This is a genomic window from Brevundimonas sp. LM2 (assembly GCF_002002865.1).
Classification (GTDB): domain Bacteria; phylum Pseudomonadota; class Alphaproteobacteria; order Caulobacterales; family Caulobacteraceae; genus Brevundimonas.
On the sequence record NZ_CP019508.1, the window covers coordinates 625,918 to 648,889 of the forward strand.

Annotated in this window: 25 protein-coding genes; 7 read left to right on the top strand and 18 right to left on the bottom strand. The window is 69.0% G+C overall.

Annotated features, from left to right (window positions below; translation table 11 throughout):
* Positions 1 to 65: 65 nt before the first annotated feature.
* Together BZG35_RS03135 and BZG35_RS03140 are read right to left on the bottom strand one after the other, a co-directional pair.
* On the bottom strand, positions 66 to 1,361 hold the full coding sequence (locus BZG35_RS03135) for an MFS transporter (protein WP_253189251.1): 1,296 nt from the start codon (positions 1,359 to 1,361) through the stop codon (positions 66 to 68).
* Complete coding sequence (locus BZG35_RS03140; RefSeq protein ID WP_077357776.1) at positions 1,345 to 1,821, bottom strand: cupin domain-containing protein; 477 nt, start codon at positions 1,819 to 1,821, stop codon at positions 1,345 to 1,347. Before BZG35_RS03140 ends, BZG35_RS03135 begins: the two co-directional genes overlap by 17 nt.
* Positions 1,822 to 1,868: 47 nt before the next feature.
* Between BZG35_RS03140 and dapE the strand changes: the two genes are divergently transcribed.
* A complete protein-coding gene (gene dapE / locus BZG35_RS03145; RefSeq protein ID WP_077354318.1) occupies positions 1,869 to 3,056 on the top strand; it encodes a succinyl-diaminopimelate desuccinylase in 1,188 nt (395 codons plus the stop codon).
* A gap of 38 nt (positions 3,057 to 3,094) precedes the next feature.
* On the opposite strand, the gene BZG35_RS03150 is transcribed toward dapE, so the two are convergent.
* Positions 3,095 to 4,408, bottom strand: coding sequence for an amidohydrolase (locus tag BZG35_RS03150; RefSeq protein ID WP_077354319.1), 1,314 nt, complete (start codon positions 4,406 to 4,408; stop codon positions 3,095 to 3,097).
* Between the two features lie 92 nt (positions 4,409 to 4,500).
* On the opposite strand from BZG35_RS03150, the gene BZG35_RS03155 reads away from it, so the two are divergent.
* The 3 genes from BZG35_RS03155 (at position 4,501) to BZG35_RS03165 (ending at position 6,690) form a co-directional block, all read left to right on the top strand.
* The gene (locus tag BZG35_RS03155) at positions 4,501 to 4,848 is read left to right on the top strand and encodes a hypothetical protein (protein WP_077354320.1); all 348 of its coding nucleotides are present in this window, start codon (positions 4,501 to 4,503) and stop codon (positions 4,846 to 4,848) included.
* 41 nt (positions 4,849 to 4,889) lie between these two features.
* Positions 4,890 to 6,185 carry an MFS transporter gene (locus BZG35_RS03160; protein ID WP_077354321.1) on the top strand — a complete coding sequence of 432 codons (1,296 nt, stop codon included), beginning with the start codon at positions 4,890 to 4,892 and terminating at the stop codon, positions 6,183 to 6,185.
* Positions 6,186 to 6,258: 73 nt separating this feature from the next.
* A complete protein-coding gene (locus BZG35_RS03165; protein WP_077354322.1) occupies positions 6,259 to 6,690 on the top strand; it encodes an SRPBCC domain-containing protein in 432 nt (143 codons plus the stop codon).
* On the opposite strand, the gene BZG35_RS03170 is transcribed toward BZG35_RS03165, so the two are convergent.
* The 9 genes from BZG35_RS03170 to BZG35_RS03210 all read right to left on the bottom strand — a co-directional run bounded on the left by BZG35_RS03170 (position 6,687) and on the right by BZG35_RS03210 (position 15,948).
* Positions 6,687 to 7,685 carry a type II secretion system F family protein gene (locus BZG35_RS03170; RefSeq protein WP_371454833.1) on the bottom strand — a complete coding sequence of 333 codons (999 nt, stop codon included), beginning with the start codon at positions 7,683 to 7,685 and terminating at the stop codon, positions 6,687 to 6,689. The genes BZG35_RS03165 and BZG35_RS03170 overlap by 4 nt on opposite strands.
* 19 nt (positions 7,686 to 7,704) lie before the next feature.
* Positions 7,705 to 8,685 (bottom strand): type II secretion system F family protein, encoded by a 981-nt coding sequence (locus BZG35_RS03175; RefSeq protein ID WP_077354324.1) that lies wholly within the window; start codon positions 8,683 to 8,685, stop codon positions 7,705 to 7,707.
* A gap of 6 nt (positions 8,686 to 8,691) precedes the next feature.
* A complete protein-coding gene (locus BZG35_RS03180; RefSeq protein WP_077354325.1) occupies positions 8,692 to 10,311 on the bottom strand; it encodes a CpaF family protein in 1,620 nt (539 codons plus the stop codon).
* A 3-nt stretch (positions 10,312 to 10,314) separates the two neighbouring features.
* Positions 10,315 to 11,841 (bottom strand): cellulose synthase operon protein YhjQ/BcsQ, encoded by a 1,527-nt coding sequence (locus tag BZG35_RS03185; protein WP_077354326.1) that lies wholly within the window; start codon positions 11,839 to 11,841, stop codon positions 10,315 to 10,317.
* 6 nt (positions 11,842 to 11,847) lie between these two features.
* Positions 11,848 to 12,531 carry a CpaD family pilus assembly protein gene (locus BZG35_RS03190; RefSeq protein ID WP_077354327.1) on the bottom strand — a complete coding sequence of 228 codons (684 nt, stop codon included), beginning with the start codon at positions 12,529 to 12,531 and terminating at the stop codon, positions 11,848 to 11,850.
* Between the two features lie 8 nt (positions 12,532 to 12,539).
* Entirely contained in the window at positions 12,540 to 14,102 is a 1,563-nt protein-coding gene (locus tag BZG35_RS03195) for a type II and III secretion system protein family protein (protein WP_077354328.1), read from the bottom strand.
* The gene (cpaB, locus tag BZG35_RS03200) at positions 14,099 to 15,016 is read right to left on the bottom strand and encodes a Flp pilus assembly protein CpaB (RefSeq protein ID WP_077354329.1); all 918 of its coding nucleotides are present in this window, start codon (positions 15,014 to 15,016) and stop codon (positions 14,099 to 14,101) included. The genes BZG35_RS03195 and cpaB overlap by 4 nt, the downstream gene beginning before the upstream one ends.
* 106 nt (positions 15,017 to 15,122) lie before the next feature.
* Positions 15,123 to 15,635 carry a prepilin peptidase gene (locus BZG35_RS03205; protein ID WP_077354330.1) on the bottom strand — a complete coding sequence of 171 codons (513 nt, stop codon included), beginning with the start codon at positions 15,633 to 15,635 and terminating at the stop codon, positions 15,123 to 15,125.
* A 124-nt stretch (positions 15,636 to 15,759) separates the two neighbouring features.
* Positions 15,760 to 15,948 (bottom strand): Flp family type IVb pilin, encoded by a 189-nt coding sequence (locus BZG35_RS03210; RefSeq protein ID WP_077354331.1) that lies wholly within the window; start codon positions 15,946 to 15,948, stop codon positions 15,760 to 15,762.
* Positions 15,949 to 16,293: 345 nt separating this feature from the next.
* Between BZG35_RS03210 and BZG35_RS03215 the strand changes: the two genes are divergently transcribed.
* The 3 genes from BZG35_RS03215 (at position 16,294) to BZG35_RS03225 (ending at position 17,788) form a co-directional block, all read left to right on the top strand.
* Positions 16,294 to 16,686, top strand: a complete 393-nt coding sequence (locus BZG35_RS03215) for a pilus assembly protein N-terminal domain-containing protein (RefSeq protein ID WP_077357780.1) — start codon at positions 16,294 to 16,296, stop codon at positions 16,684 to 16,686.
* 68 nt (positions 16,687 to 16,754) lie between these two features.
* Positions 16,755 to 17,234: a TadE/TadG family type IV pilus assembly protein gene (locus BZG35_RS03220; protein ID WP_253189252.1), complete on the top strand. Its 480-nt coding sequence runs from the start codon at positions 16,755 to 16,757 to the stop codon at positions 17,232 to 17,234.
* A complete protein-coding gene (locus BZG35_RS03225; RefSeq protein ID WP_077354332.1) occupies positions 17,231 to 17,788 on the top strand; it encodes a TadE/TadG family type IV pilus assembly protein in 558 nt (185 codons plus the stop codon). Before BZG35_RS03220 ends, BZG35_RS03225 begins: the two co-directional genes overlap by 4 nt.
* 20 nt (positions 17,789 to 17,808) lie before the next feature.
* Here the strand turns inward: BZG35_RS03225 and BZG35_RS03230 are convergent, their stop codons facing one another.
* The 6 genes from BZG35_RS03230 to BZG35_RS03255 form a co-directional block, all read right to left on the bottom strand.
* Positions 17,809 to 19,107, bottom strand: coding sequence for an anthranilate synthase component I family protein (locus tag BZG35_RS03230; RefSeq protein ID WP_077354333.1), 1,299 nt, complete (start codon positions 19,105 to 19,107; stop codon positions 17,809 to 17,811).
* Positions 19,104 to 19,883, bottom strand: a complete 780-nt coding sequence (locus tag BZG35_RS03235) for a tyrosine-protein phosphatase (RefSeq protein WP_077354334.1) — start codon at positions 19,881 to 19,883, stop codon at positions 19,104 to 19,106. Before BZG35_RS03235 ends, BZG35_RS03230 begins: the two co-directional genes overlap by 4 nt.
* Before the next feature lie 42 nt (positions 19,884 to 19,925).
* On the bottom strand, positions 19,926 to 20,231 hold the full coding sequence (locus BZG35_RS03240) for a transcriptional regulator (RefSeq protein WP_077354335.1): 306 nt from the start codon (positions 20,229 to 20,231) through the stop codon (positions 19,926 to 19,928).
* A gap of 2 nt (positions 20,232 to 20,233) precedes the next feature.
* Positions 20,234 to 20,854: a hypothetical protein gene (locus BZG35_RS03245; protein ID WP_150125909.1), complete on the bottom strand. Its 621-nt coding sequence runs from the start codon at positions 20,852 to 20,854 to the stop codon at positions 20,234 to 20,236.
* Positions 20,855 to 20,877: 23 nt separating this feature from the next.
* Positions 20,878 to 21,450 carry a hypothetical protein gene (locus tag BZG35_RS03250; protein WP_077354337.1) on the bottom strand — a complete coding sequence of 191 codons (573 nt, stop codon included), beginning with the start codon at positions 21,448 to 21,450 and terminating at the stop codon, positions 20,878 to 20,880.
* A 68-nt stretch (positions 21,451 to 21,518) separates the two neighbouring features.
* Positions 21,519 to 22,964: an AMP nucleosidase gene (locus BZG35_RS03255; RefSeq protein ID WP_371454834.1), complete on the bottom strand. Its 1,446-nt coding sequence runs from the start codon at positions 22,962 to 22,964 to the stop codon at positions 21,519 to 21,521.
* Positions 22,965 to 22,972 lie beyond the last annotated feature (8 nt).

Genomic DNA, 22,972 nt, shown 5'->3' on the forward strand with positions numbered 1-22,972 from the left:
CTTTGCCGTATGAGCCACGGCCTTTGACCCTGCAGTCACCAGCCACCAGCCACCAGCCACCAGCCTCACACTAGCTTGTCGGCCTTCCTCAGCCCCGGGAACAGCTTGGCCCACAGGCCCGTCGCCGCCAGGGCCCCGACGCCGCCGAACACCGCCGCCCCGATGGGTCCCAGGAAACGCACCATGACGCCGGAATAGGCCTCGCCCAGCTCGTTGGAGGCGCCGATGAACAGCATGGATACCGACGACACCCGGCCGCGCATGTGGTCGGGCGTCGACAGCTGGATCAGGGTCTGGCGGATGTTGACGCTGATCATGTCGGCCATGCCGCCGACGAACAGGGCCGCCGCGCTGATCCAGACGATCTTCGACAGGCCGAAGACGATGGTGCAGATCCCGAACACGGCCACCGAGGCGAACATCAGCAGGCCCCCCTTGCCGGGGATCGGATAGCGGGCCAGCACCAGGGCCATGGTGAAGGCCCCGCCCCCGAAGGCCGCGCGCAGCAGGCCGAACCCTTCCGGACCGACCTGCAGGATGTCGCGCGCGAAGATCGGCGTCAGCAGGGCCACGCCGGCGAACAGGACCACGATCAGGTCCAGCGAGATGGCCCCCAGCACGATCTTGGTGTCCCAGACGTATTTCAGCCCATCCTTGACCGACTGCCACCGGCCGACGCCCCCCTCGATCGGGGCGGGCTTGCCGCTCGTGCGGATGATCAGGAAACAGACCAGCCCCAGGGCGAACAGCCCCAGCGACACGCCATAGGCCAGGGGCACGGAGAAGCCGACGATGACGCCGCCCAGGGCCGGCCCGGCGATGGCCCCGGTCTGGAAGGCGATCGACTGGGCGGCGATGGCGCGGGGCAGGGCGGGGCGGCCGACCACCATGGGCAGGAAGGCCTGGCTGGCCGGGGCCAGGAAGGCCCGCGACGCCCCGAATCCGACGGCCACCGCCAGCAGGCCCCACAGCGGCGGATTGCCGTGGAGCGCCATGGCCAGGAAGGCGGCGGCGCAGGTGCCCTCGGCGACGATGGCCAGGGAGACGGTGCGCTTGCGGTCGCGCCGGTCCGCCATCTCGCCCGCCGGCAGGGTCAGGGCCAGCAGGGGGATGAACTGGGCCAGGCCGACGAGGCCCAGATACAGGCTGGCCTCGGCGATCGGATGGTCCCGGCGCGCGATCTCATAGACCTGCCACAGCAGGGCCGAGGACTGGATCTGGATCGCCAGAACGGCCGCCAGCCGGCCTAGCCAGATCAGGCGGAAGTCGTTGATCTTCCACGGATTGGTACCGTGGGCCTCGAGCGCCGCCTTGGCATTCGGCCCGGTGATCGGCTCGGGAGCCTCAGGTGCGTCGGTCATGTTTGGGGTAGGGCGTTCCGTCTCGGTGAAAATATTGTTCCGACCCGGCGGGCAGGACCATGTCGATGTCGGGATAGTCGCAGGCGTCGGTGGTCTTCGAGCGCGTGCCCACTTCCAGCAGAACGGCTTCTGAACCCGATCGGTTCTCGATCTTGTGTCCATTCGGCACGCCGGCCTTGAAACCGGCGCAGTCCCCGGCGCGCAGCAGGGTCTCGCCGTCGTCCTCGACCAGCACGACCTCGCCGGACAGGACGGTGACGAACTCGTCCTCCGTCGCGTGCCAGTGGCGCTGACTGGACCAGGCCCCGGCCGGAAGGCGCAGAAGATTGACCCCGAACTGACTCAGCCCCGCCGCGTCGCCCAGCCGCCAGCGCCGTCGCGGCAGGCAGGGTCCTGCGTGTTCGTCCGGATAGGTGGTGCCGTGCCCCGTGGGTGCGGCGTCGAGGTCGATCTTCGGCAGGACGGTCCCCTTTTCGACGTGGTCGCGTCCCCCTAAAGCATGACCGTATGAGCGCCGCATCAACTCCTGTGATCGATCCTGTCGAACTGACGCGCGACCTGCTGCGCCGACCCTCGGTGACCCCGGCCGACGCCGGGGCGATGGACACGCTGGAGCGGGTCCTGACCGACCTCGGCTTCACCTGCCGGCGGATGGCGTTCGAGGGACCGACGGGGGTCGGCGTCGATGCGCGGATCGAGAACCTCTACGCCCGGCGCGGGACCGCCTCGCCCAACCTCTGTTTCGCCGGACATACGGATGTGGTTCCGACCGGCGAGGCGGCGGCCTGGTCGGCGGGCCCGTTCGAGGCCGAGGTGAAGGACGGAGTCCTGTACGGTCGCGGCGCGGTGGACATGAAGGGGGGCATTGCCGCCTGGGTCGCGGCGGTGTCCCAGATCCTCGCGGAAGGCGACCCTGCGGGCTCCCTGTCCTTCCTCATCACCGGGGACGAAGAGGGCCCGGCCCTGCACGGCACCAAGAAGGTGGTCGAGGCCCTGAGAGCCGAGGGCGAGGTCATCGACGCCTGCGTGGTCGGCGAGCCCTCGTCGCAGATGCAGCTGGGCGACATGATCAAGATCGGCCGGCGGGGTTCGCTGAACAGCTGGATCACGGTGCACGGCAAACAGGGCCACGTCGCCTATCCCGCCCGCGCCGCCAACCCGGCCCCGGTGCTGGTGCGGTTGCTGGCGGCGCTGGACGCGCATGTCTTGGATGAAGGCTATGAGGCCTTCCAGCCGTCGAACCTAGAGATCACGACCATCGACATCGGCAATCCGGCCACCAACGTCATCCCGGCAGAGGCGAGGGCGCGGCTGAACATCCGCTTCAACCCGGCCCAGACCGGCGACGGCCTGATCGACTGGCTGAACCGCGAGGCGGGTCGGGTCCAGGCCGAGACCGGCCTGCAGATCACGCTGGAGCATATGTGTTCGGGCGAGGCCTTCCTGACCCCTGTCGGCCCCTTCGTCCTGGCGGTGCAGGACGCGGTCGAGGCCGCGACCGGCGTGCGGCCCGAGGCCTCCACCACGGGCGGCACTTCTGACGCGCGCTTCATCCGCGCGATGTGCCCGGTGCTGGAACTGGGTCTGGTGGGGCAGACCATGCACCAGGTCGACGAGCGGGTGCCGGTTGCCGAGCTGATCGCCCTGACGGCCGCCTATCGGCGCGTCATCGAGACGGTGCTGGCAAGAGCCTGACGTGGAAGCCCTTCCCCCTTGAAGGATGGGGAAGGGCTCTACTCCCGCTCCAGGAAGCGCAGGGCGGTCAGCACATGGGCGCGGACCCCGACCGGCAGGACGGCCTCGTTGACGTCGAACTGGGGCGAATGGTTGGGCGCGGCGGTGGCCGGATCGATGCCGTCGGGGGTGGCCCCCAGGTGGTAGAAGACGCCCGGCACCTCGCCCTGGAAATAGGAGAAGTCCTCGGCCACGGTGGTCGGCGGGGCGGCCGGATTGACGTTGCCCTCGCCCGCCGCCTCGGTCAGGACCGGGGCCAGCCAGGCTGACAGGTTTGCGTCGTTGAACACCAGGGCCGCGTTCTGGCGCACCGCGAAGTCGGCCGTGGCCCCATAGGCTTCGGCGACGTGATCCACGGCCGCCTCGGCCCGGGCCACCAGAGCGTCGCGCTGGGCGATGTCGAACGTCCGCAACGTTCCGGCCAGGGTCGCCGCCTCCGGAATGATGTTGTAGCGGACGCCGGCGTCGACCGTGGCGATGGTGAAGACGGTCGGCGTCGTGGTCGGATCAACCGTGCGGGCCGTCAGGGTGTTGATCGTCTGGATCACGTTCGCAGCGACCGCGATGACGTCGACGCCGCGCCAGGGCCAGGCCCCGTGGGTCTGGCGGCCGTGCAGGACGATGTCGACCCGGTCGGACGCGGCCATGAACCCCTGCGGCCGATAGAAGAGCGTGCCCGGGGCGCCCGGCACGACATGCAGGCCGAAGATGGCCTCGACCTTCGGATCCTTCAGCGCACCCGCCTCGATCATCAGCCGCGCCCCACCGATCGGTTCGCCGGGAGGGGCCCCCTCTTCCGCCGGCTGGAACAGGAAGACGATGGTGCCGCTGAAGCGGTCCGTCATCCCGCTCAGCACCTCGGCGGCCCCCAGCAGCATGGCGACGTGGGCGTCGTGGCCGCAGGCGTGGGCCACGGGCACGGTCGCCCCCTGATAGGTGCCGGTGGCGGTCGAGGCGAAGGGCAGGCCGGTCGCCTCCAGCACCGGCAGGGCGTCCATGTCGGCGCGCAGGGCCACCACCCGCTGCGGTCCGGAGCCGGTGCCGCGCAGCACCCCGACCACGCCGGTCCGACCCACGCCCTCGCGCACCTCGATCCCCATGCCGCGCAGACGCTCGGCCACGAAGGCGGCCGTGCGGGTCTCGGCAAGACCGAGCTCGGGGTGCTGGTGCAGGTCGCGGCGCCAGGCGACGACCTCGGCCTTCACCGCTTCCGCCGCCGACGCCACCTCGGTCGCGCTGACCGGCCCGGTCTGGGCCGCGGCGGGGAGTGCGGCCAGGCTCAAGGTCGCGGCGATCAGGGAGGGACGCATCATCGACACTCTCCGGAACGGGCGCGATGATGCGATCAGGCGACGCGATGACGCAAGCGCTTGCGGTCGACCCCGAACCCTCCGATCTAGGACGCATGGCCATCAAGACAGCGAAGACGGAGTGGCGCGACGTCGTGCTGGTCTGCAAGAAATGCCAGAAGAAGCTGGACGGCGGCTTCGGCCCCGACGGCGATAAGACGCTGAAGAAGGCGCTGCGCAAATATCTGCTGCCGGGCGGCGGCAAGGGGCGCAAGGCCGAGCTGGCCGTCATCGAGACCGCCTGTTTCGACATCTGCCCCAAGAACGCGGTGGTCGCCGTCAATGCCGCCAACCCCAAGGCCCTGCTGATCGTACCCACCGGGGCCGACCTGTTCGAGGTCAAGGCGCGCTTGGGACTGGACGACGGCCGGCGGCTGAAACCCGCCCTGACCGTCATCGATTAAGCCGGGTGACCCGCGGCCGATCCCCGGTCTAGTCTGGACCCATGTCGCCGAAGTCCCCCGCCTTCATGATCCTGTTCGTCGTCAGCCTGATCGCGGCGGCGGGGAACATGGGGCTGCAGTCGGTGCTGCCGAACATCGGGCGCGCGTTCCGGCTGTCCGACACCCTGGTCGCGGCCGCCTTCGCCGTCTCGGCCCTGATGTGGACTTTCGCCTCGCCGGTCTGGGCGCGGCTGTCGGACCGGCTGGGCCGCAAGCGGGTCATCCTGATCGGCCTGTCGGGCTTCGTGGTGTCCATGCTGGGGTTCGGCCTGGCCGCGACCTCGGGTATCGAGGGCTGGCTGGGGGCGATCACGGCCTTCGTGCTGATGGCCACGGCGCGGACCATTTACGGCGTGTTCGGCTCGGCCGCCCCGATCGCGTCCCAGGCCTATGTCGCCGATCGCACCGGCCCGGCCGAGCGGACCCAGGCCATGTCGCTGCTGGCCTCGGCCCAGGGGCTGGGCACGGTGATCGGGCCGGTGCTGTCGCCCTTCTTCATCCTGCCGCTCGTCGGCCTGGCGGGGCCGATGTACGTCTTCGCCCTGTTCGGGGCGATCGTGCTGGTGATCGTCCTGCGCTTCCTGCCGTCGGGCGAAGTCGTGCGGGTTCCCTCGGCCAGCGGTCATCGGGGCGATACCGGCAAGGGTCTGTGGCGCGACCCGCGCGTGCGCGACTTCCTGCTTTACGGCCTGCTGGTGACGGGGGCCCAGGCGGTCAACATTTCGGTGCTCGGCTTCCACATCATCGACGAGATGGCCGCGACCGGCCTCGACGCCCGGGCGGCCCAGCCCTTCATCGGCCTGGCCATGTTCGCCGGGGCCGTGGCCACCCTGATGGTGCAGTGGGGCCTGATCCCGCTGCTGAAGCTGCGCCCGCGCGAGCTGATGCGCTGGGGGGCCGCCCTGGCCCTGCTCGGCAATCTGCTCAGCATCGCCTCGCCGGGTTATTTCGGCGTGGTGGTCGGCTATGCGGTCGTGTCGATGGGCGCCGGCTTCGCCCGCCCGGGCTTCACCGCGGGGTCGTCGCTGGCGGTCGGGCCGCATGAGCAGGGGGCGGTGGCCGGGCTGATGATGTCCCTGGCCGGGCTCAGCTTCCTGGGCCCGCCGGTCATCGGGGTCGCCCTCTACGAGTTCCGAGAGTTCGCGCCCTTCGTCGGCAATGCCGTGCTGCTGGCGGGGGCGGTGGCCGTGGCCTGGCTCAGCCCGGCGCTGAAGGCCCTGGCGGCGCGTGCGGACGACGAGGCCCCCGCCGCCGAAATGGCCCCTGCCTCCCAGCCGGGCCCGGAGGGCAACAGCTGATCCCTGAGGCAAATCGCGCACGCGCGAACCGCCCTGCTTGCGCTCGGCCCGGTCCCTTGCGACATCGGAAACCATGAACTTCAAGGTCGAAAAACGCGTCGGCGTTAAAGCCACTTCGGAACGCATCTGGGAGGTCATCTCCGACCTCCAGGGCTGGGATGACTGGAACCCGATCGAGACCGGCGTGTCCGGAACGATCGCTTTCGGGGGCACCCTCGCCCTGACCGAGGCCGTCCCCGGCCTGCCGGATCGTCAGGTCGTCGGACGCATCGGGGACTGGCAGCCCAGTGGGCAGCTGCTCTGGACCGAGAAGCGCGGCTGGCTCTTCCAGAGCACCCGTTACTACAGGATCGATCAGCTGGAGCCCGGCAGCTGTATCGTCGCCAACGGCTTCATCTTCTCGGGCTTCCGCGGCGAGGGGTTCCACGACAAGCACCGGCAGATTCTGCGCGCCGGCTGCGAGAGCGTGGGCGAGGCCCTGCGCCTGAGGGCCGAGGCCGGCTAGTCTGCGGATGAAGCGGCGGCCGCGGCCGCATTGGCCTTCATCGTGTCCTGGATGTTGATGATCGCGGGCCCCAGGATGACGACGAACAGCACCGGCAGAAAGAAGATGATCATCGGCACGGTCAGCTGAGCGGGCAGGCCCGCCGCCTTCTTTTCGGCCGCCGAAAGACGCAGGTCGCGGTTTTCCTTGGCCATGGTGCGCAGGGCCGAACCCAGCGGCGTGCCGTACTGTTCAGCCTGGATCATGGCGGTGGCGACCGACCGCACGCCGGGATGGTTGGTCCGTCGGGCCAGGCCGTCATAGGCGAGACGCCGCTCCGGCAGATAGCTGAGCTCGGCCGCCAGAAGGGCCAGCTCCTCGGCCAGTTCCACCGACGCCGTGCCGATCTCCTGGCTGACCTTGACGACGGCGGCCTCGATCGACATGCCGGATTCGACGCAGATCAGCATCAGGTCCAGCGCATCGGGGAAGGCCTGCATGATCGAAATCCGCCGCTTGGCGATCCGGTTCTGCAGGAAGATATTGGGACCATAGAAGCCCAGCATGGTCGCCACGACGACGACCCCGAACCGCAACGTCAGCGACAGGCCGAAATCGTTGACCACGAAGACGTAGACGGCGGCCAGGAACATGAAGACGAAGGGCGTCGCGAAACGAAAGAAATAGAAGGTGGTCAGGGGGCGCGGGCCCCGAAACCCGGCCTGGATCATCTGCTCGGCCACCTTCGGATCTTCCAGCAGCTTGGTCAGGTTCAGGCGTTCGACGACGCGCTTCTTGAACCCGTCGTCGGTGTGGCGCAGCCCGCCCGGATTGCTGGCGATGGCCTGGCGCGAACGCCGCTTCAGCTCGTCGCGCCGCACGGCGACCGCCTGCATGCGCTTGTCCAGATTGACGCCGCCGCCGATCGAACTCGTCAGCGTCAGCAGGGTGGCGAACACCAGAACGCCGACGACGATGCTGAGCAGGGTCCGGGGTTCGACGATCGCTTGCAGAATACTGTCCACGTCGCCCTCCTCAGAACTTGAACGAAATCATCTTCTTCATCACGAAGATGCCGGTCGCCATCCACATGCCCGCGATCAGCAGCATGATCTGGCCGCGGAAGTCGGTGAACATCAGGCCCATGTAGGCGGGGCTGGTCAGGCCGACGAGGGTCATCACGATGATCGGCAGGGAGCCGATGATCCCGGCCGAGGCGACCGCTTCGCCGGACAGGGCCTTGATCTTTTCGACCATCATGCGGCGCGAACGCAGCACCGTGGTCAGGTTGGACAGGGCCTCGCCCAGGTTGCCGCCGGTCTTCTGCTGGATCGCGATGACGATCGCGAAGAAGCGCAGTTCCGGCGTCGGGATACGCTCGTACATCTTGTCCAGGGCCTGGCTCAGCGTCAGGCCAACGCCCAGGCCCTCGACCAGGGTCTGGAACTCCGGCCCCACGGGGGCAGGGCTTTCCTTGGCGATGATCTTGAAACAGTCGTGGACCGGCAGGCCGGTCTTGATGCCCCGGACGATGACGTCGACCGAGTTGGCGAACTCGCCCGAGAACTTTTTCAGCCGCGTCTTGCCGATGAAGCCGACGACCCAGCGCGGCAGGCCCAGCCCCACGACGACGGCGATCCCCACAGCGAGGAGGATGTTCAGGCCGAAGACCAGAGGCACCAGAAGGGCCACGACGCCCAGGCCCGCGCTGATCATCCAGAAGGTGCGGATGTTGAGGGCCATGCCGGCATGTTTCAGCCGGGCCGCCATCGTCATGCGGGCCTTGCGCTCCTTGCGCTCGGCGTCCTTCAGCTGCAGCTCGATCGCCTTGCGCCGCGCCTCGGGCGTATTGGCCTCGGCCCGGGCCTGTTTGGCGCGGGCGGCGCGGGCGGCCGGGTTGGAAAAGTTTTCGGCGCGCTTCAGCGCCTGGGACGACGAGTCTTCGTCGCCGACGAAGACCCAGCCCAGGCCGCCGATGGTGATGAAGGCGAGGATCGCCGCGAGGATGGGCAACATCGCGCTCTACTCCGCCGCGTCCAGGGCTTCGGCCAGCTCGCGCTCCAGGCCGTAATAGCGGGCGCGGTCCCAGAAGCGAGGACGGGCGATGCCGGTCGAGCGGTGGCGGCCGATGATCTTGCCGTTCTCGTCCTCGCCGGTGATCTCATAGACGAACAGGTCCTGGGTCACGATCACATCGCCCTCCAGGCCCACCACCTCGGTGATGTGGGTGATGCGGCGCGAGCCGTCGCGCAGGCGGGCCGCCTGGATGATGACGTCGACCGACCCGACGATCATCTCGCGGATCGTCCGGGACGGCAGGCCGTAGCCGCCCATGGTGATCATCGACTCCATCCGGCTGATGGCCTCGCGCGGGGAGTTGGCGTGCAGCGTGCCCATCGAGCCGTCGTGGCCGGTGTTCATGGCCTGCAGCAGGTCGAAGGCCTCGGGGCCCCGGACCTCGCCGACGATGATCCGTTCGGGACGCATCCGCAGGCAGTTCTTGACCAGATCGCGCATCGTGATCGTGCCCTGACCCTCGAGATTGGGCGGGCGGGTCTCCAGACGGACGACGTGCGGCTGCTGCAGCTGCAGTTCGGCGGCGTCCTCGCAGGTGATGACGCGCTCGGTCGGGTCGATGAAGGCGGTCAGGGTATTGAGCAGGGTGGTCTTGCCCGAGCCGGTGCCGCCCGAGATGACGATGTTGCAGCGGCAGGCGCCGATGACGCCCAGGACGCGGGCCCCTTCCGGGCTGATGGAGGCGTACTCCACCAGGTTCTTCATCGTCAGCTTGTCTTTCTTGAACTTCCGGATCGTCAGGGTCGCGCCGTCGATGGCCAGGGGCGGGGCGATGACGTTGACGCGGCTGCCGTCGGGCAGGCGGGCGTCGCAGATGGGCGAGCTTTCGTCCACGCGACGACCGACCTGCGACACGATCCTCTGGCAGATGTTCATCAGCTGGGTGTTGTCGCGGAAGCGGACGTTGGTCAGCTGGACCTTGCCGTTCACCTCGATGAAGACGCGTCCGGCCCCATTGACCATGATGTCGGCGATGTCGTCGCGGCTCAGCAGGGGCTCCAGCGGGCCGTAGCCGAGAACATCGTTGACGATGTCCTGGACCAGGTGCTCCTGCTCGGCCACCGACATGGAGACGTTCTTGATCGCCACCAGTTCGGCGACGATGTCGCGGATCTCTTCCGACGCGGCCTTGGTGTCCAGCTGCGCCAGCTGGGCCAGGTCGATCGTGTTCATCAGGGCGTTGAAGATCGTCGTCTTGGTGGCGTGGTAGTAGTCGCTCTGCTCGCGCACGATCTCGGCGACGGCCTGGGCCTTCTTCAGCTGTTCGAAGCCCGGCGTGGCCTTGGGACCCGATCCGGGGGTCGGCTTCGGCGCGGCGGCCGGACGGGGCCGGGAGGCGAGGGCGTCCAGGCGGTCGGCCGCCGGCGAAGGCGGGGCGTCGGCCGGTCGGCCGCTGGCGTGGGTGAAGCCGTCGGCGGGCGCGGCCTTTTCCGCGGCATAGGCGAAGGCCTGGGTCTGCTGACTCTCGGCCGGTGGGGCCATCGCTTCTGGTGCGGGCGCCGGCGCCGGCGCGGGGCGCGGAGCCGTATCGACGCCGCCGGGCTGACCTGTACGCTTACCGAACACGATCTAGGGCTTCTTCTTGAACAGGCCCGCGAACATCGACGCGCTCGCGGCCTTGGTCTTGGGGGCCTTGCCCGGGGCGGCCAGCATGGGCAGCTCGCGACGCGAGACGATCTGGGCCAGGGTCTGGAAGGCCTCGGCCGATTTCGACTTGGCCCCGGCGTCCTGGATCATCTGGCCGTTGTTGGCGGCGACGCCGAACAGCTTGGCGTCGAACGGGATCGACAGGCAGGGGTGGATGCCCAGAGCCGTGCCGAATTCCTTGGCGGGAATCTCCGGACGACCCGGCACGCCGACCTGGTTCAGCACCAGGCGGGGGGGCGCGTCGTTCGGCCGGCCCGAGCGAATCAGGTCGATCATGTTCTTGGCGTTGCGCAGGGAGGCCAGGTCCGGCGTCGCCACCACCACCACCTCGTCGGCGGCGATCAAAGTCTTGCGCATCCAGCCCGACCACAGGTGGGGCAGGTCCAGAACGACGAAGGGCGCCGTCGACCGGATCTGGGTCGTGACCTCCTCGAAGGCGTCGGCGTCGATCTCCCAGTCGGTGTCCAGGGTCGCGGGGGCGGCGAACAGCGACAGCTTGTCGGTGCAGCGGACCATCATCCGGTCCAGCAGGACGGGATCCAGCCGGTCGGGCTGGCCCAAGGCGTCGGCCACCCCGCTGAGCGGGTCCTGGTTGAAGTCGAGCCCCGCCGTGCCGAAGGGCAGGTCGTAGTCGACGATGACGGTGTTGACCCCGATCTTCTCGGACATCGCATAGGCGGTGTTGTGCGCGACCGAGGAGGAGCCGGCCCCGCCCCGGGCGCCGACGAAGGCGATCGAACGCCCGACGAAGGGCTGGGCCGGGTCCGAAAACAGCCCGCCGATGGCCGCGATCAGCTGCAGGGGCTGGATCGGGGCGACCATGTACTCGCTGACGCCCCGCTTCATCAGTTCGCGGAACAGGATGATGTCGTTGGTGGCGCCGATGACCACGACCTTGGTGCCTGCGTCACAGACCTCGGCCAGTCGGTCGACCTGCCAGAGCAGGGTCTGCGGATCCTGTAGACATTCGACCACGATCAGCGGCGGGGTCGGTTCCTGGCCATAGGCCTCGACCGCGGCCGGGATGCCGCCGACGCGGATCTGCGTCGTGGCCCGCGACATGCGCCGGTCCTGACCGGCGCGCTCGGCGGCGGCCAGGGTGTCCTGGCGCTCCCCGAACACGTGGATCGCGATCCGGGGTACATTGACCTCGGCGGACAGACCGGCGGCGCCAGGCGACAGCGCCGTCGTGGCTCCGGCCACCATGTCGCCGACGGGGTTGTACCCGGTGGCGGGAAGGCCCGGCTGACCCGGGTTCAGTGCGGCATGGGGGTGGCTGACGACGACGGCGGCCGGGACGGGAACGCCCGCGCCGGAGGCCGTGAACTGCAGGGGCTCGCGGGGGTTGATGTCCCCGGCGAAGGGGCCCTCGACGGTGACGAAATCCATGTCGGCGTCGAAATCGTCGTCGACGGCGTCAAAGGCGTTGGAGGCGAAAGCTTTGCTCATGACGGCTCAGTTCACCGCTCTGGAGACCTGGGCGGCCGCCACCAGGGCTTCCTGAGGCGCCGCAGTCGTCCGGCCCTGCCGGTAGTTGTCGAAGACCACGGTCCGGCGGCTGGCGTCGGCCGGAGTCATCGTCCGAGGCTGGACGATGTCGCGCGGGTTCGCGATCTGGGCGGCCAGATTGGCGTGGATGGCGCAGCCGAAATTGGCGTAGCCGGCGTTCGCCGCGGTTCGCGTCAGGTTGGTCCATTCGGTGCCGCACCGGGGCACGATCGCCCGAACCGTGTCGAACCCGACCAGGACCGGCGCCCGAGGGTCCGGGGCCGCATAGGTGACGACCTGGAGCTGATAGGGCGACAGGCCGTAGGCTTCCAGCTCGCCCCGGATCCGCCAGGCCAGCTCGCCGGCCACGGGGTCGTTGCCGGACGGCGCCTCGATCCGCAGCACCGGCGCGCCCTCGGCCGAGAAGCGCTGAGCGATGTCGCGCAGGGCCGCAGCCTGATTGGCCGACAGGCCCGTGTCGTGCACGGCGAGCGCGACCCGTTCCAGACCCGGCTCGACCTGCAGACTGTAGCGGGAGGTGGGCGTCAGGGGCACCGGGTCGAGGCCCTCGGCCGGCAGACCGACGCAGCCGGCCAAAGCCAGGGCGACCCCGGCGAGAAGCGCGGGCACGAGGAAGGGGGATCGGGTCATGGGCGTGCTCACTCGATCACATAGCCGACCGGGCCCTGCCATCCGGCCGACGGGGACGTCGTCGGTGCGGGGGAGCCGTAGGCCTGGTTCAGCTGGCCGAAGAAGATGGTCTGGGCGTCGGTCGGGATCCGCAGGCCGTCGGCGGGCGTCTGCAGGCGGTTCGGCGACGTCGGGGAGACGATATAGGGCTCGACGATCACGACCAGTTCGGTCTCGCCGGACAGGTAGTCCCGCGAACGGAACAACTGTCCCAGCACCGGCAGGCCACCCAGGCCGGGCAGGGAGTCGATCGCCTGTCGGGTCGATTCCTGGAGCAGGCCGGCGATCATCATGGATCCGCCGGACGGGATCTCGACGGTGTTCTGCACCCGCCGGACGTTCAGGCCGGCGACGCTCACGGCGGTCGGCGTTCCGGCCCCCAGGGTGATGCCCCCCGTCTGGGTCAGTTCGGACACCTCGGCCGAGATCTGCAGGCTGATCCGACCCTCCGACAGGACGATGGGTCGAAAGCCCAGGCTGACGCCATAGGGCTTGAACTCGATGGTGGCGTTGCCGTCGCGGTCCCGGCCGGTCGGGACCGGGAACTCGCCCCCGGCCAGGAAGCTCGCGCTTTCGCCGTTGACCGAGGTCAGGTTGGGTTCGGCCAGGGTCCGCACCAGGCCGACGCGTTCGAACGCCTTGATCGTGGCGTCGCCCTTGTTCAGGCCGTCCGACCCGGGGCCGGTTCCCGGCTGGGCCGTGTCCCAGTTGGGCGAGTCTTCCGGACCGTCGACGACGAACGGGCAGAGGGCGTCGGGCAGAAAGGCCCCGCCGCAGGGACGTTCCATCTGGTAATTCTGGGTCGTGTCGATCGACGCGCCGGCGCTGATGCCGCCCAGCAGGCTGCCGTTGACCGCGAAACTGGCCGCCTGGCTCAGCAGGAACTGGGTGTCGCCGATCTGGCCCAGCACGGCCTTGGTATCGAAGCCCAGCTGTTTGATCGCGTTGCGCTGCACCTCGATGATGCGGACCTTCAGCGTCACCTGGTCGGACCCGGCGATGGTCAGCATGTTGAGCACCTTCTCGGGCGTCGAGACGAAGGCGCGGGCGACCTGGGCGACCTGGGCGGACTGGGCCGCGCTGGTCACCAGGCCGGTCAGGATGATGCTGTCGTTGACCGCTTCCGCATGGACCTGGGCCCCGGGGGCGACGCGGCTGAGCGTGTCCTGCAGCGCGGTGACGCCGGCGTCGACCCGCACCCGCAGCGTCAGGATGGAGCGGCCGGCGGCGTCCATGAAGACGGCGTCGGTCTCGCCCGGCGCGATGCCGATGACGGTGATGCGGCGCGGCGAATGCACATTGGCCTCGGCCACGGCCGGGTTGGACACGATGACTTCGCGGGCGTCGGCGGGAAGGTCGACGGCGAAGGACGTCCCTCTCGGCAGGCTGATCAGGCGCGGCGCGGCTCCGGCGGCGACGGTCTGCCGGCTGGCATAGTCCTGCGCTACCGCGCCGGCGGTCATGCCGGCGGTGATGGTCGCCATCAAGGCGGCGGTGGCCACGGCCACGAAAGGGGTCCGGGACCGGCTCATGGAACGTTCACCACCTGGGGGTCGCCGCCCCGGAAGACGCGGATCGTCTGAGCCCGCTCGACCGGGCGCGGCGCGCTGGCCACGCGACCGGAGGGGCCGGACGTGTCGGCATAGGATCGAAGGACCAGCGAGAGGGTGCCGGCGGACTTGGCGAGAGCCAGGACCTCGGCGTCGGCCGGGGCGAGCTCCAGCGTCGCGGTCGCGCCGACCACGGCCTGCTGATCGTCCCCGGCGCGCGTCGACTGGTCGATGGCCAGGACCTTGACGTTCTGCATGACGATCCGGCTGGCGAACTTGGCCTGGCCCGAATCCGGGGCGACCTCCTGTTCGACGGTCACGATCACATCGACGCGGTCGCCTGGCAGGATGAAGCCCCCGGCCGCGCTTTCGACCGAGACGCCGATGGCCATGGCGCGCATGCCGGGGTCCAGATAGGCGGCCATATAGCCGCTGTCTCCGGCGCGAACGATCTTGCGACTGACGATCGGTTCGCCCGCCAGGATGGGCTCGCGCACGACCGATCCGAAATAATCCGCCTTGGCGCCGCCGGTGGCCATGTCGGTGGCCGTGCGGGTCACGCGGGCCACGGCATTGCCCGCGGCTTCGGTTTTGGCCTCGGGCTTTTCATCGGGCTGCGGCGCGGCGGGCACGGGCACGGAGCCGTCGGTGATGAAGGCCGGATTGACCTCGTCGGCCGGCCACTCCTTCCACGCCAGATCGGCGTCGGTCAGGCGCTGGCCGGGGGGCAGGTCGCGGGCGGCGACCAGGACCTTGGCCATGGGCCGGGCCGGAGCCGCCGCGGCCGTCGCCACGGCCGTCGGCTCGTCGGACGATCCCATGGCGCGCACCACGAACGCCAGGCCGATAGCGGACACGGCGGCGATACAGATGACGGCGATACGAGCGGGTTTCATCCAGGGTCTCCGGCGAAGACCACGCGCCATCACAACGCGAGCGGTCCACCGTTAACGATCATGCCGAGAGGGGGTTAACGCGAACCTAAGCCCGCAGGCCCTCGCATCATCCCGCCGCGAAAAGGCTCGGCAGGGGACTGGACGGATAGGCCGCCAGGGCGCCGGCGCAGATGGCGATCCCATAGGGCAGGGCGCCGCGCGGCTGCATCAGGGTCGTGACCCAGCCCGGGGTCCCCTGCGCCGGCAGGACGAGCATCCGCCGCGCCGCGATCAGGCTGAGGCACAGAAGGCCGCCGAACAGGGCCGTGTAGAGGAAAAACAGGCCCGCGCCCTGCAGGCCCATCCAGAGGCTGGCCGCCGCCATCATCTTGGCGTCGCCGCCGCCGATCACGTTCATGGCGAACAGGCCCATGCCGACCACCAGGGCCACGACGGCGACGACCGCGTGCAGACCCACGCTCGGCACCGACAGACCGACCGCGAAGGCCGCCGGAAAGAAGCTCAGGATCAGAAGGCCCGAGATCCAGTTGGGAATTTTCATCGTCGTCAGGTCGGACAAGGCCGCGACGATCGCGAGCGCGGGCAGCGCGCCGAGCAGGAGAAGGGTCAAATTATCCATGAACCGCAGCCTAGCGGCCGCGGGTTAAGCCCGGGTTTCCGGAGCCCTTCGCTTCGGCCACAGACAAAGGGCCGGAGCGGTTTCCCGCCCCGGCCCCCGGTCTCAAGACCCTTCGGCCTGTCTATCAGGCGGCGGGCGCGTCACCGGCGGTGTTGAGCTCGGTTTCGATGCCTTCGAAGGCGTTGGTCAGGCCGTCGCTCAGCGTCCCCATGACGGCGATCAGGACAACGGCGATCAGGGCGGCGATCAGGCCATATTCAATGGCCGTCGCGCCGGACTCGTCTTTGGCGAACTTGTTGAGGAACTTGGTCATGAAAGTTTTCCTTGCTGAAAAATGGTGAGGCGAGCGACGCTGCTGGGAGGCTCCGGTCGCCCGCATTACCCCCAAACACAGGAGCATAATCACTCCCATCGGTTAAAACGCAGTCACGGCGCATGGTTAGCGGCGCATTTACTATCTTATCTAGAATATCGACAGTATATGTCCGCTCCCGTATCGATCGAAGTCAGTAAGCGTTGCCTTGGACCGGCCGCTGATCGCCGGGTCGTCAGCCTTTACGGTTCCCGGTGCGGAGGGCGTTTCAGACTTTCTTGAGGTTTCCCGCTGATCGTGCGCGTGGGACGCCCGCGCTCGCGTCGCCTTTAGGGAATGCCGACCATGGCTGGCTGTTTCGCCTCACCTCTCGCCCGTCCGGCCGCCGTCCTCGGCGGGATCGCAAGCCTGTTCCTGGCGGGCGTCGCCCAGGCCCAGTCGCTGAACGTCGAGATCGATCGACTGACGCGTGTGGCCGTGCACGGCGCGGTCGCCTCGGTCATCGTCGGCAACCCCGCCATCGCCGATGTGACGGTGGTGGATGCCAATACCCTGTTCGTGACGGGCAAGGGCTATGGCGTGACGGAGGTGGTCGCGGTCGATCGGGCCGGTCGCACGGTCTATGAGAGCGAGGTCGTGGTCACCGGCGGCTCGGGCGTGGCGGTCCGGGTTTGGCGGGGCGCGGAAGACAAGGAAGTGATCTGCGCCGCATCCTGCTGGACCAGCACGCGGGAGTGATCTGCATGCCCACGTCGCCTCTTCCCCCTGTACGCAAGACCGGCCGACGGCGGGGTCATCGATCGGGCGTGGCCGCCGTGGAATTCGCGTTCGTGGCCGCGCCCTTCTTCTTTCTGATCTTCGCGATCATGCAGATCGCCTTCCTGTTCCTGCTCGACTCCCTGCTCGAGAGCGCGACCATGCAGACGGCGCGACTGGTCCGCACCGGCGAGGCGTTCGATCGCAGCCTGACCCAGGCGCAGTTCGAAAGCGAACTGTGCGCGCGCATGAGCGTGTTCCAGGCCGAGTGCCCCAATCGCCTCTCCGTCGATATCCGCGAGATCCCTCAGTTCCGCAATCAGACCCTGCCGAACCCGGTGGTGAACGGGGTGCTGAATGAAGCCGGGCTCGCCTACACCAACGCCCAGGCCAGCAGCCTGGTGGTGGTGCGGGTCTGGTACCGCCAGGCCCTGTTCGTGCCGACCCTGTCCCAGGCCGTGTCGCGCCCGGAGTCGGGCGATCTCCTGCTGAACGTCACCACCGCGTTCCGCAGCGAGCCTTACGAATGATGCCCCGCGTCGCGAAACAACCGGGGCTGCTGAGCCGGTTCTGGCAGGATCGCCGCGGCGTGTCGGCGGTCGAGTTCGCCCTGCTGGCCCCCGTCCTGATCATCCTGTATTTCGGTGCCGCCGAGTTCTGCCAGGCCTTCATGGCCCAGAAGCGGCTCGGCCATGCCACGGCCCAGCTGGCCGACATCACCTCCCAGGACAATGCCGTCACCGTCAACGAGCTGAGCGACACCATGGCGATCGCCGGCCTGATCATGACGCCCTATCCGACCGCGCCGTTGAAGATGCGGGTCTCGAGCGTCACGCGCAACGCCGAGGGCGTGGCCAAGGTCGACTGGAGCCGCCCGGACGGCATGACGCCGCTGCTTCGGGACGCCGTGGTCACGATCCCGGCCGGGGTCATCGAGAACGGCGAAAGCGTCATCCTCAGCGAGGCGACCTACGATTACAGCTCACCACTGGGCTATCTGGTGCCGGAAATGGTCGTGTTCAGCCGCACCTTCTATCTGCGTCCGCGTCTGGTCAACAAGATCACCTGCAGCGACTGCGCCTAGACCCGCGCCCCTGGTCGACGTCAGCCGCCGACCAGGGCGCGCCGGATCGCCGTGATCTTGGTCTCGGTCTCGGCGCATTCCGCCGACGGATCGCTGTCGGCCACGATGCCGGCCCCCGCCAGGGTGCGGACCCGCCACCGGCCCGCCTCGCGCCGGAAACAGGCCGTGCGGATCAAGACCGAGGCGGTCATCCGCCCACGGTCATCCAGCAGGAACAGTGAACCGCACCACGGGCCGCGCGGCGGTTCATGGTGCGCGATGACCTTCATCGCCTGATGCTTCGGGGCCCCGGTGATCGAGCCGGGAGGAAAGGTGGCGGTCAGGACCGCGGCGGGATCGGTGCCCGGCACCGCCTCCGCCACCACGGTCGAGACCAGGTGGTGGACGGTGGCGAAGGTTTCGAGCGCGAACAGACGCTCGACCGCCACAGATCCCGGCAGGCAGACTCGGGCCAGGTCGTTGCGCATCAGGTCGACGATCATCAGATTCTCGGCCCGGTCCTTGGCGCTGGCGATCAGATCCGCCGCCTGCGCTGCGTCTCGCGCCGGATCCGGATCCCGCCGCCGCGTGCCCTTGATCGGTCGCGTCTCGATGCGGCGATCGGAGGGATCGAAGGTCAGGAACAGCTCGGGCGAGTTCGACACCAGGGCGCGGTCGCCGATCCGCCAGAAGGCCCCATAGGGCGCGCTTCCCCGGGCCAGTCGCACGAACACGTCGAACGGGTCGGCGTCGGGCTTTAGCGATCCGGTCCAGGCCCGGGCGATATTGGCCTGGAACAATTCACCGGCGGCGATGCGGGCCACAACGTCGCCGACCGCGTCGCGATAGGCCTCGGCCGGCTGCTCCGGCTCCAGCGCCGCGGCCGGGGGCGGGGGTTCGGTCGGCTGGGTCGCCCCCGCGATCCATCCGGCCGCCCGATGCGCCTCGGCCTCGGCCTCGGGTCCGATTCCGATGGCTTGAACGGTCCCCGTCGGGTGGTGAAAGCGCAGCAGCGCCGGATAGCGGGCGAGCATCAAGTCGGGCCAGGCGTCCGCGCCGCCGGGCCGGGGCCCCGTCGCCGGCCGGGCCCCCGCGTCATAGGCCGCCAGCCCGACCAGGTGGCGGTCGAACCCTGGCTGCCTCAGCCGGGCGAAGGGGTCGGCGTCGTCGACCGGGCCGACCTCCATCCGATCGGGATCCGCCCCGACCCAGGACACGCGCCCGTTCGGCCCGCCGTCGGACAGCAGGCACAGAGCCCCCGGGCGGTGCGACACCCGGGCGGCGACCGCGAGGGGCGCGATCCACGGCAGTTGCAGGACGAACCGATCCGCGCCGCTCACTCCGCCAGCCGCTCCGTGATCCGGTCGCGCATGGGGGCATCGACGCCCAGGGCCTGTTCCAGATAGGCGTCGATCGAGCCGTGCTGGGATTCGATGGCCGCGATGGCGGCCTCCAGATAGGCCGCCTCCACCCCCATGAAGGCCACCACCGCATCGTGCGAGGCCGTGCGCCCAGTGAAGGCCTTCAGCTGTTCGGCGATGCCGGGAGCCCGCGCCTCCAGATCCACCGCGATATTGGTCAGCAGATAGTCCTCGACCAGATCGTCCTGGCCGACGCCAAGCAGGTGATGGGTCAGGGCCGCCAGCATCCCCGTCCGGTCCTTGCCCGCCGCGCAGTGGATCAGGACCGGGCGGTCGGTCTCGCCCAGGGCGCGGAAATAGCGGGCGAACAGGTCCAGATGGGCGGGGGCGAAGGGCAGTTCCCGATAGGTCTCGGTCATGAACCGCCGACCCGAGTCCGGCGTCAGGTCCGCAGTCTTCAGGAAGGTGATGTGCGGGGCCTCGCCCGTCTCGTCCAGGTCGCTCTCGACCACCTGACCGGTGAAGTTGGCCGGGCGTCTGGACGGCTGGCGACGCCGTTCCACGGGCCGGCGCAGGTCGATGACCGTGCCGATGTCGAGCCGCGACAGACGCTCGAGGTCGGCGTCGGACACGCTGGCCTGATGGGCCGACCGGAACAGGCGGCCGGGTCGCACCCGCGTTCCGGCCGTCGTGGCGTAGTCGCCATAGTCGCGAAAGTTGTCGAGCGCCTCGAAGGCATGGATGCGACCGGTCATGCCGCCTCTATAGCCCAGGCGCCGGGGAGCGGGACAGGGGGCCTAGGCGCGCGGAGCGACCAGACCGGCCATGGCATCCAGATAGGCCACGAAAGCTGCGCGGCCGGCCTCGGTCATGCCGGCCTCCGTCAGCGGCTTGCGGCCCACGAACCGTTTGGTGACGGCGACGAAGCCCGCCTCCTCCAGCTTGCGCAGGTGGACCGACAGGTTGCCGTCGGTGGTCTGCAGACGGGCCTTCAAAGTGTTGAAGTCGGCGGTCTCGACCCCCGCCAGCACGGCCATGACCCCCAGCCGGACGCGGCCGTGGATGACGTCGTCGATCCGCCCGATGTCGAAATCGTCGGGCACGCTCAGGCCTTCGCCGACCGCATCAGCAGCAAGCCGGGCAGGGCCATCAGGCCGAACAGGGCGGCTGCATAGGCCAGATACTGCGCCGCCATCCCGGCCATCAGCGCCAGCAGCGGGGCCGCCAGGAAGGAGGCGATCGCCAGGACGCTCAGGGGCCGTGACTTCTGCAGCGTCGCGGTCACCGACCAGCCCAGGCCGTAGAAGGCCATGATGACCGACGGGATCAGGCTGAACATCATCGGCAGGCCTTCCGCGCCCATGCGCGACCCGATGACGGCCAGGGAGGTGAACAGGGCGAAGATGCCCCAGCCCACGGCCGTCCAGGCCGCGCTCGCGCCGCGAGCGGCCGTGGTGCGAACGCCCCCGACGCGCCTCAGCCGAACGCTGACCCCGACGACGATCATCAGAAACAGGCCGGTGGCCGCGAGCCACAACAGGTTGAACGCGGCGGTGGGCATCGTCACAAGGCCACTGGCGACGGCCCAGTGCACCAGACTGGCGCAGCCAAAGATGACGCCGGCCGCCATCAGGATCGCCGCGCCGCGCATCGGGGATCGCCCGCCTTCCTCGGCCAGTTGGCGCATCCAGGCGATGTCGGTGGTGTCGTTCCGGGTCTCGGTCATCTGCAATTCCCTCCGTTCAGCGATCAGCGCGTGCGACCCAGGGCCAGGACGATCCCGGGCACCAGGACAAAGGCGAACAGGCCCATGGCATAGGCCAGATACTGGACCGGCGTCCCGACCAGAAGCGCGACCCCGCCCGCCGCTGCCGCGGCGCCTAGTCCTACGCCGCTCATCCAAAGCGTCCCACCGCGTCGCGACGCGATCAGCCAGCCGACCGCATAGACCGACAGGCCGATGGGCGACATCCACATCATCAGCGCCCAATGGCCGGTGACGCCCGATGCGACCGCCAGCGCCATCGCTATTCCCAGCTGGAGAAGAATCGACGCCCGCGACCAGCCGACGGCCCGCGCCGTTGCCGCGCCTCCCGTCGCGCGCAGCCGCCGCAGGATGACGATGAAGGCGATCACGGCCACCGGCCAGGTCAGCCCCAGCAGGGCCGGGTGCACGGGCAGGGTCCCGCTGAGGATCGCCCATTCGGCCACATTCGCCAGGCCGAAGATCGAACCCGCCGCGATCAGGTTGCGGCCGGCAGCGACAGCCAGTGGCGGTACCGATGCGGCGACAGGGGGGGTGTCGAGGGTGAGGGACGTCATGGCCGAAGCTCCGGGGGTCAATAACGACACCCTGACCTATTAGCTTTATAACGTAAAGTGCTTTCTTATCACCTGAAGGGTGGCTCGTCGAAGGCGCGCAGCTTGCGGGAATGCAGGCTCGATCCCTCCTTGCGGAGCAGGTCGACCGCCTGGATGCCGATCTGCAGATGTTCCGAGATCGAGCCCTCGTAGAAGCGGTTGGCCTGGTTGGGCAGTTTGATCTCGCCGTGCAGGGGCTTGTCCGAGACGCACAGCAGGGTGCCGTAGGGCACCCGGAACCGGTAGCCCTGGGCCGCGATCGTGGCGCTCTCCATGTCGATGGCGACGGCTCGGCTCTGGTTGAAGCGCAGCGCCGATTTCGAATAGCGCAGCTCCCAGTTCCGGTCGTCGGTGGTGACCACCGTGCCCGTGCGCAGACGGCGTTTCACGTCCTCGCCGGGCATGCCCGAGACCTGTTTGGCGGCGTCGTACAGGGCGCGCTGGACCTCGGCGATCGAGGGGATGGGAATGTCCGGCGGCAGCACCGCGTCCAGCACATGGTCGTCGCGCAGATAGGCGTGGGCCAGGACATAGTCGCCGATGGTCTGGCTGGGGCGCAGGCCGCCGCAGTGGCCGATCATCATCCAGGCGTGGGGCCGGGTGACGGCCAGGTGGTCGCAGATCGTCTTGGCGTTCGACGGCCCCACCCCGATGTTGACCAGGGTGATCCCGTCCCAGCCCGGCGCCGTCAGGTGATAGGCGGGCATCTGGTGGCGGCGCCAGGCCGTGTCCAGGATCGCCAGCTCAGGGTCGGGATGGTCGCGCGTGATCACCACCCCGCCGGCGCAGGACAGGGTTTCATAGGCCGAGTGGGGGTCCGCCAGCTGAGCGCAGGCCCAGCGGACGAATTCGTCGACGTAGCGGTGGTAGTTGGTGAACAGGATGTAGGACTGGACGTCCTCGACCGGCGTCCCCGTGTAGTGCCGCAGCCGGGCCAGGGAGAAGTCGGTGCGCAGGCCGTCGAACTGCGACAGCGGGAAGTCCTCGGCCAGGTCGAACAGGCCGTCGGAGATCTCGTCGCCGATATGGGCCAGGTCAGTGGTCGGGAAATGCCGGGCGATGGCCGCCGTCATTGACCGGTCCAGCGCCACGTCCGCCCCGTCCAGCACATAGGGGAAGGGGATTTCCTGGTCCGACGGCTCGACCTCGAAGGTCGCGCCATAGTCCTGCTCCAGCAGGCTCAGCTGCTCAGCGATATAGCTGCGGAACAGGTCGGGTCGGGTGATGGTGGTCGAATAGACCCCCGGACGTGACAGCCGGGCATAGGCACGCTGGGTCAGGTTTTCGGGCCGGTCGCCGAACCAGCGGATGCGCAGGCGGGGATAGGCGAACAGGCCTTCGGCGCGCGCCTTCGGGTCGGCGCGCTCGCCGGTGGCGACGAAGGTCCGCACGGCCGCGCGCAGGGCGGCGACGGATTGGGTGTAGAGGGTTTCGAGGCGATCCAGCGCCTCGGGCGCCGACAGCGCCCCGGTCATGTGTTCTA